Origin of the sequence: Persicitalea sp. (genome assembly GCF_041751555.1) — a bacterium.
Taxonomy (GTDB): Bacteria; Bacteroidota; Bacteroidia; order Cytophagales; family Spirosomataceae; genus Persicitalea.
Genome location: NZ_JBGSXF010000640.1, coordinates 1 through 9,096, shown reverse-complemented (window position 1 = coordinate 9,096; position 9,096 = coordinate 1). Strand labels below are relative to the sequence as shown.

Annotated in this window: 5 protein-coding genes; all 5 read left to right on the top strand. The window is 53.5% G+C overall.

The window, feature by feature from the left end:
- The coding region (locus tag ACEW8P_RS22515; protein ID WP_373515319.1) for a SusC/RagA family TonB-linked outer membrane protein at positions 1-2,971 on the top strand (2,971 nt) is incomplete at its 5' end.
- Positions 2,972-3,089: 118 nt separating this feature from the next.
- Complete coding sequence (locus tag ACEW8P_RS22510) at positions 3,090-4,586, top strand: RagB/SusD family nutrient uptake outer membrane protein (RefSeq protein WP_373515318.1); 1,497 nt, start codon at positions 3,090-3,092, stop codon at positions 4,584-4,586.
- A 113-nt stretch (positions 4,587-4,699) separates the two neighbouring features.
- Positions 4,700-5,530: a LamG domain-containing protein gene (locus ACEW8P_RS22505; protein WP_373515317.1), complete on the top strand. Its 831-nt coding sequence runs from the start codon at positions 4,700-4,702 to the stop codon at positions 5,528-5,530.
- Between the two features lie 83 nt (positions 5,531-5,613).
- Positions 5,614-7,305 (top strand): glucoamylase family protein, encoded by a 1,692-nt coding sequence (locus ACEW8P_RS22500; protein ID WP_373515316.1) that lies wholly within the window; start codon positions 5,614-5,616, stop codon positions 7,303-7,305.
- 46 nt (positions 7,306-7,351) lie between these two features.
- On the top strand, positions 7,352-8,713 hold the full coding sequence (locus ACEW8P_RS22495; RefSeq protein ID WP_373515315.1) for a glucoamylase family protein: 1,362 nt from the start codon (positions 7,352-7,354) through the stop codon (positions 8,711-8,713).
- The last annotated feature ends 383 nt before the right edge of the window (positions 8,714-9,096 follow it).

The following is a 9,096-nucleotide window of genomic DNA, read 5'->3' as shown; positions in this document are numbered from 1 at the left end:
TTTCCTCTTCTTGGGCGGTATGGCTCACGCGCAGGGAATTAGCGTATCGGGCAAAGTGACCGACTCGAAAGGTGAAGGTCTGCCCGGTGCAAGCGTGCTGCTTAAAGGCAGCACTACCGGTGTTCCAACAAATATCGAAGGGGAATATACCATCACGGTCCCTTCCCAAAATTCCGTATTGGTATATTCCATGATCGGTATGTCGCCGCAAGAAGTGACCGTCGGCAATCAGACCAACATAACCGTTGAACTGGCAGACGATACCCGTGCCCTCGACGAAGTAGTGGTGATCGGTTACGGTACTGCCAGCAAGCGGGATCTGACGGGTTCCATCGTGACGGTGAAAGGCTCGGAAATAGCCGATAAGCCTGTTGTGAATCCCGTCAGTGCCCTCCAAGGGCGCGTGGCCGGACTTTCCATCGTCAATTCGGGACGCCCCGGTGCCAGTCCCGACGTGCGGATTCGGGGTACGAACTCCATCAACGGTGCCAGTCCGGTCTATATCGTGGATGGCATTCTCAACGACAACATCGACTTCCTGAACCCTTCGGACATCGAGTCGGTGGAGGTACTTAAGGATCCTTCTTCGCTGGCTATATTCGGTGTAAGAGGGGCCAACGGTGCCATCGCGATCACGACGAAGAAAGCCAAAGCCGGGCAACTAAACTTCAATTTCAATACGACGCTGGGCTTCAAGCAAGTACAGAAAAGGATGGAATTGACTGACGCCAGCGAGTTCAAGGAATTATTTAACGAGCAACTCGCCAACCAGGGCAGCGAACCTTACGACTACACCTTCTGGACGGGCAATACCGACTGGCAGGATCAAATTTTTCAGCGCGGTGCCCTGAACTACAACAACCTTAGTGTGTCGGGTGCCTCGGAGAAGAATAAGTTTTATATGGGCGTCGGCTATGTGAAGGAAGAAGGTATAATCCAGCACGAGCAGTACCAGAAAATTACGCTGAACATCAACGACGAACTCAGCGTGACCAAGTCTCTGAAATTCGGAGTCACTTTCAACGCTTACAAGGCCAATTTGCCCGATAACAAAGGGGTAGCCTCTGCCATTCGGGCGGTACCCATTGCCCCCATCCGTGATGAAGGTACCGGCCTGTACCACACGCTTCCCGATTTTCAGCGGGCGCAGGTGTACAATCCATTGGTGGACGTCGTGTCGCAGCGCCAAACCTCGATCGGTACCCAGTACCGCGGCGTAGGTAGCGTGTATGGCCAAGTGTTTTTCCTGAATAATTTCAATTTCAAAGCGACGCTTTACGCGGATTACGGCTTCAACACCAACCGCTCCTATCAGCCTTTGGTTACGGTTTACAACCCCGAAATCGTGGGGGACAACAAGCGTGACGACCTGGTACAGCAGACTTCCCTCAATCAGGGCCAGAACCTGTTCTCCAAGTTGCAGCAGGACTACCTGCTGACTTACGCCAAGAAGATCGGTAGCCATGATCTGACGGTACTCGGTGGGGTAACTACCTACTACCGCAACTTTGAAGGTACTTCGGCCAGTGTTCAACAGGGCAACAGCTTCGAGATTCCTAACAACCCACAGTTTTGGTACGTGGATAACGTAGGTGACGCTTCCACCAAGCGTGGCGATGGTTCGGCCTGGGAATCGGCTACGCTTTCGTATCTGGGTCGGGTACTTTACAATTATAATGGTAAGTACTTGCTCAACGCCTCCTTCCGTCGCGATGGTAGTTCGGCCTTTACGGGCGATGGCCGCTGGCAGAATTTCGGTTCCGTGGGCGCCGGCTGGCTGGTGAGCGAAGAGGATTTCTTCAAGAGCCAAAGCGTGATCGACTACCTCAAAGTGAAAGGTTCGTGGGGTATTCTGGGTAGTCAGAACATCGACAACCGCTACCGCTACCCTGCTTACCCGACGCTGACCGCCGCTAACTCGGGCGTGTTTGGCGAAAACATCGTGGCGGCGTTGCAAAACGAGTACCTCTACGACCCCAACCTGCACTGGGAATCGATCAAAGCATTTGAAGCAGGCTTAGAACTATACACGCTGAAGAACCGTCTGTTTCTCGAAGCCAATTATTACAGCAAGCTGACGAACGATATTCTGGCTTTAATACCCGGTGCCGCCGGAACTACCCCCGGCCTGACGAATGCCGGCGAGATTTCCAATCACGGTATCGAACTGACGGCCTCCTGGAACCAGGACGTGACCAACGACTTCTCTTACCGTATTGGCGGCAACTTTACTACCCTCAATAATAAGGTAGAGTCACTGGCCACCACGGGCTTTGCCATTATCCGGGGAGCTTCCCGCACTACGGAAAACTTCCCGATCGGGTACTTTTATGGATACAATGTAGCAGGGGTTTATCAAAACGATTTAGATGTGGTCAGATCACCCGCCAGTTCCATCGGTGAGGTGGGGCCGGGTGATTTGAAATATGCCGATACCAACGGCGATGGCTTTATTACCGAAGACGACCGGACGATGATCGGTAACCCGACACCCGACTTTACCTACGGCCTCAACTTTACGCTGAACTACAAGGGTTTCGACCTGAGTATGGAAGGCAACGGGGTGTATGGCAACGAAATATTCCGCGACTGGAACCGGGGTACTTTTGCGCAGTTCAACTTCCAGAGAGAGCGACTGGATCGCTGGAATGGGGAGGGTACTTCCAACTGGGAGCCGATATTGCACACGGGACACTCGACCAACTACGTTCCTTCTTCTTATTGGATCGAGGACGGCAGCTACTTCCGCATCAGGAATGTGCAGTTGGGGTATAATTTCAAAAAGGAATTGCTCAATCGGGTGAAATTGAAGTCGCTACGGGTATTCGTCAATGCGCAGAACCTGGTGACTTTCACCAACAGCACTGGCTTTACGCCGGAAATTGGCGGCAGTACGATCGCTTTCGGTGTGGACGATGGTACGTATCCTCTGCCTGCGATTTATACTTTTGGATTGAATCTTAATTTTTAAAAAAGGCACAAAGTGGCAGAGGCACAAAGGCACAAAGTGAAGTAGCGCCTGCCGCATATAGTTAATCAAGTATATTGTACAAAGAACTCAGTACGAAGAACTAACAAATACTAATCTCATGAACCCAACAAAATTGACCAAGTCGCTCGCCGTCGTTGCCCTTGTGGGTGTGACGTTCCTGGCGGGCTGTAACGACTTCCTTGATCGCGAACCGCTGGGTCGCTACACCGAGAAGGACATTCCTGCCGGGTCGTTCGACAGCCAGGTATTCGGCGTGTACGCCCGGATGCGGGCCTTTGGCGTATCGGCGCTGCCTTATATTGCCGTTCACAACATTCGCTCCGACGACGCCAGCAAAGGTAGTTCCGTAACGGACGGCGTGGATACCGAGAATATTTTCGATAAGTTTCAGTACGTCAAAGATCAATGGCTCATCAACGGGTACTGGAACGATCACTACGCGCTCATCAACGCGGCCAATACCGTGATTTCGGACATCGACTCCGTAGGGGCTACGGATCCGGCCACGCAGGTGAACCTGGGAGAAGCCAAATTTATGCGGGCCTACGCCTACTTCAACCTGGTGCGCACGTACGGAGAAGTACCCAAGATTGATTTCAAAATTACCGACGCCGCGCAAGCCAACATCCCCAAGTCGCCAACCAATGTGATTTTTGCCTTGATTGACAGCGATTTACAGGCTGCCGCCGCCGTTCTTCCTGCTACCTGGAACGCTGCTTACATAGGCCGCATCACCAGCGGGGCCGCTCGGTCGTTGCACGCCAAGTCAATGCTGTGGCGCAAAGATTGGGGCGGTGCCCTGGCTTTGGCCAAGCAAGTGATCAATGCCGGAAATTATAGCCTTGTCAAAGATTACAGCAGTATTTTCCGCAACGAAGGAGAAAACAACGCCGAATCTATTTTCGAGATTCAGGCTTACTACGCAATTTCCCAAACCAACCTGGGAATTCAGTACGCACAGGTGCAGGGTGTCCGGGGTTCGGGTGAATGGAATCTGGGCTGGGGATTCAACACGCCTACCGAAGATTTGGCCTCGGCCTTCGATAAGGGCGATCCCCGCCGGAACGCCACGCTGCTGATATCCGGGCAGGTCAATGCGCCTTACAATGAGAGTGTTCCTCCAGCGACCTCCAGCATCCCCCGCCCTTACTGGAACAAAAAGGTATATACCAATCCTGTCGATCGCGATGCCAAGGCCAACCGTGCCGGACGCTGGATGAACCTGCGGGTGATCCGCTACGCCGACGTGTTGCTGTGGGCCGCCGAAGCCGCCAACGAGTTGGGCGGCGAGCAGAACACCGCCGATGCCCTGAAATGGCTGGAGATGGTGCGTGCCCGGGCACGGGAAGGCAACAACTCTATCTTGCCAAAAGTCACGACGACCGATCAGGCAAAACTACGTACAGCGATCCGCCAGGAACGCCGCGTGGAGCTGGGCATGGAGAATGAGCGTTTCTTCGACCTGGTGCGCTGGGGCACTGCCGACGAGGTACTCAAACCCCTCGGCTACCAGCCCCGCAACCGCTACCTACCCATTCCGCAGGGCGAAATCGACAAGTCGAAGGGCGTGCTGGTGCAGAATCCTGATTATTGATGTTTGGGACGTTGGATGCTAGACGTTGGAATTTTGATATTCGGTGTTCGTCCCTATCAACTTTCTCAGTTCATAGCTTTGTGGCTTAAAATGTAAAATAAAACCTTACAACAATGAAAACATATAAATCAATTACCAAACTATTCGTATTGCTGATGGCAGTCGTTTCCTTCTCCTGTCAGGATTTGGAGCGACCTGACTTTGATTTCGTTTCGGCAGACGATCCTTCCCTCAATGGGCCGTTGCAGCGGCTCTGGGCCTTCGAAGGCAATCCGGTCGATAGCATCTTTGGCGTCCGGGGCAAGGCCAACGGCGTCTCTTACATCGACGGTGTTAAAGGCAAAGCCTACAAAGGCTCCGCCAACGGGAAAATCGAGTACGCTACGGCGGGCAAACTGGCGACGATGGAAAGCTTCACCATCGCTTTTTGGATGAAAGCCGAAAGCCTGGGCGGTGCGCAAGCGGTATTCATGCTGCCCAATACCGGAGATTTCTGGGGCAATACCTTCATGATGATCGATGGCGAGGCGAAGAACGATTCCATGCGGGTCAAGTTCAACTTTGCTGGTAACTGGTTTGATTTCGCGGGCAATGGCACCCGCGCCGATGGCCTTAACCGCTGGGCCGATGCTTACGGCAAGTGGAAGCACGTAGCGTTCACCTACGATGCCGCTACCTCCAAGTTTGCCGCCTACCTGGATGGCAACAAACTACCCCTGGCTGCTTCCGTGACCGATGTTAAGAAAGGAGGAGCGCCTTTGGGTGCGCTGAAATTCAACAACGCGTCGAAGTTCGTCATCGGGGGCTTCCAGCAACACATCGGGATTGGTAATGCACCCGATCCCTGGATGAAGAACTATACGGGTGCGCTGGATCAGTTCCGTGTCTACACTGCGGCACTTCCCGAGAATGAGATCAAGGAACTCTTTACTCAGAAAAAGTAAGTCTGGAACGGGAAGGAAATTTCCTTCCCGTTTTTGTTTACCTGGTCGTGGTGGGTACTTTCCACAGAAATCCGTGAAACTCCGTGCTTGACTCTGTGCAACTTTGTGTCCTGACTATTGGCGGAATGCTGTACTCCCGGCTGTTGTGTTTCTTCGTAATACTTCCCATCCTGCTCGTTGGTTGTAAGGAGAAGGCAGTGGACGACCCCAAGGCTTCCGTTTTTAGCCTGAACTCGATCAAAGTTGACGGCAAGAGCGATGGCTTTGCGTACACTAACCTCAATACCACCCCAACCATTCAACTGGCCTTCTCCGCCAAAATCGACCCGGCTTCCGTCCCGGCGGGCATTCAGATGAGCAACGCGGCGGGCGGCAAAGTACCCCTGAAAGTCACTTATCAGAACGACAACAGCGACCTGACCATCACGCCCGAATCACCGCTGGCTTCTTTGGAGCAATATACATTACAGATTTCAAAAGACTTAAAATCCAAGTCGGGCGGGAATTTTCAGATACCGATCACGGTCAAGCTGCGGACGGGGCTGGACTCTACCAATAAGTTTCCCGTCATTTCCGACGACTCGCTGCTCACGCTCGTGCAGCGCAAGACCTTTGCTTATTTCTGGGAATTTGCTCACCCGGTCAGCGGCTTGGCGCGGGAGCGGAACACCTCGGGCGACGTAGTCACTTCGGGCGGCAGCGGGTTCGGCATCATGGCGATTCCGGTGGCTATCAGCCGAAATTTTATTTCAAGAAATCAAGGGCTGGAAAGAACGCAGAAGATTGTGACGTTCCTAAGCACCAAGGCCAAAAGGTACCACGGCGCGTTTCCGCACTGGCTCAATGGCTCCACGGGGGAGACCGTACCGTTCAGCGCGAGAGACAACGGGGCCGACCTCGTCGAAACCTCTTTCCTCATACAGGGCTTGCTGGTGGCCCGGCAGTACTTCAACCGCGACGATGCCGCCGAAACCACCCTGCGCAAGGACATCGACGTACTTTGGCGGGCCGTGGAGTGGGACTGGTTCCGGCAGGGCGGGCAGAACGTACTCTACTGGCATTGGAGCCCCGACCAAAATTGGGCCATCAACCAGCCTATTTCGGGCTGGAACGAAAGCCTGATTACCTACGTGCTGGCGGCGGCCTCGCCCACGCACGCAGTTCCCAGGGTAGTTTACGACGAGGGCTGGACGCGCAAGGGAGCCTTCCGCAACGGCAAGTCTTTCTACGGCATCACCCTCCCGCTTGGCCCCGACTTTGGCGGGCCGCTGTTTCTGTCGCACTATTCTTTTTTAGGATTGAACCCCAAAGAGATGAAAGACGGCTACGCGGATTATTTCAATCAGAACCGCAATCATGCCTTGATCAACTACAACTACTGCAAAGACAACCCCAAGAAATTCTACGGATACAGCGAAAAATGCTGGGGCCTGACTGCCAGCGATATACCAGACGGCTACACGGCCAGTTCGCCCACCAACGACCGGGGCATCATCGCGCCCACCGCCGCGCTGGGTTCCATGCCCTACACGCCCGAGGAGTCGATGCGGGCGTTGAAGTTTTTCTACTACGTGCTGGGCGACAAACTCTGGGGTGAGTTCGGCTTCCACGATGCCTTCTCGCTGGATCAGCCGTGGTTCGCCTCTTCCTACCTCGCTATCGACCAGGGACCAATCATTATTATGATTGAAAATCACCGCAGCGGATTGGTCTGGGACTTGCTGATGAGTACGCCGGAAGTAAAGGCAGGGCTAAAAAAACTAGAACTACAATAAGTGAGCGTCCGGTCGGTCTATTGTTTTATAAATCAAATTCTCCCCAATGAAAAATTCTCCTCTAAAACTACTCTTGGCTATTCTTCTGGCAGCGTTGTTTGTTACGCCGGGTTTCACCCAAAAAAATAAGAATCTCGCCACAACTACCTTTAGCCCCGCCGACCGCCCCAGGAATCTTTCCGACAACGATTTGCTGGAACTGGTGCAAAAGCAAACCTTTCGGTACTTCTGGGACTTCGGGCATCCGGTGAGCGGGCTGGCGCGCGAGCGCAGCAACACCAGCTTCAACTACGGCCACGAGGTAGTTACCACGGGCGGCACGGGCTTCGGCGTGATGGCGATGATCGTAGCCGCCGAGCGCCAGTGGCAGCCGCGCGATTCGGTTGCGGCCCGGCTGCTGAAGATGCTAATGTTCTTGCAAAAAGCTGACGCCTACCACGGCATCTTTCCGCACTGGATGAATGGCACGACGGGAAAGACGATCCCTTTCAGCCGTAAAGACGACGGTGCCGATCTGGTCGAATCGGCCTTTTTGTTCCAAGGGTTGCTGTGCGCCCGGCAGTACTTCACCCAGGACAATCCCACCGAAAACCAGCTCCGCAACCGCATCAATAATCTGTGGCGGCAGGCAGAATGGGACTACTTTACCCGCGACGGACGCAATGTACTTTACTGGCACTGGAGTCCGAACAATGGCTGGGCGATGGATTTTGAGTTGCGCGGCTACAACGAGACGCTCATCACTTACATTTTGGCGGCCGCTTCGCCGCAGTACGGCATCCACCCCCAAGTATATCACAAGGGCTGGGCCGTGGGCCGTAACTTCATGAATCGGCGCGAGTACTACGACGTCAAACTGCCTCTGGGGCAGGATTTTGGCGGGCCCCTGTTCTTCACGCACTACTCGTTTCTGGGACTAAACCCCAAGGGGCTCACCGACAACTACGCCGACTACTGGGAGCAGAATGTCAATCACTCTCTCATCAACTATAAGTACTGCGTGGACAACCCAAAAAAATATAAAGGCTACGGGGAAAACTCCTGGGGCCTGACATCCAGCGACACGCCCCGAGGCTACGCAGGCCATTCCCCAACCAACGACCTGGGTACCATCACGCCCACCGCCGCGCTGTCCTCTTTTCCCTACACCCCCGACAAATCCATGAAGGCGCTCCGGCATTTCTACGATGACCTGGGTGATAAGCTGTGGAGTGAATATGGTTTTGTGGACGCCTTTAACGAATCGGAAAACTGGTACGCCACTTCTCACCTCGCCATAGACCAGGGTCCGATCATTGTCATGATTGAGAATCACCGGACAGGGCTGTTGTGGGACTTGTTCATGAGCTGCCCGGAGGTAGCCGATGGATTGGAGAAGTTGAGTTTCAAGAGCACGGCGATTAAGTAATATTGTAGTCCAGTGAATTCAGGGTAAATTGACGGTACCAACCAGCAAACGGCGGCATTTTTTTTAATAATGATTCTTATTTTCAGATTGTTGGTTTAAGATCTGAAACTTCCAAAATCACTAGACCCTTGTAATTGTCTACTGCCGACATCTAAACCTCCCTGGTTCATAGTAGCCTCAAATCGATCAGAAATGTGAAACCAGTATGAAAAAAGGTCTCCTCTTCCTGGGAACTACCCTGACTATTCTTGCCACGCTCAGTTTCCTGCCCGCCGAACCCCAAAAACAGCCCAATGTAATCCTGATTATGGCCGATGACATGGGTTACGAATGCCTGGGAGCCTACGGAAGCACCGAGTACCAAACCCCCGTGCTGGATTCGC

What these genes read in the sequence shown, in the direction of transcription:
- ACEW8P_RS22495 (WP_373515315.1), top strand. Translation starts at nt 7,352, where the DNA reads ATGAAAAATTCTCCTCTAAAACTACTCTTGGCTATTCTTCTGGCAGCG.
- ACEW8P_RS22505 (WP_373515317.1), top strand. Translation starts at nt 4,700, where the DNA reads ATGAAAACATATAAATCAATTACCAAACTATTCGTATTGCTGATGGCA.
- ACEW8P_RS22510 (WP_373515318.1), top strand. Translation starts at nt 3,090, where the DNA reads ATGAACCCAACAAAATTGACCAAGTCGCTCGCCGTCGTTGCCCTTGTG.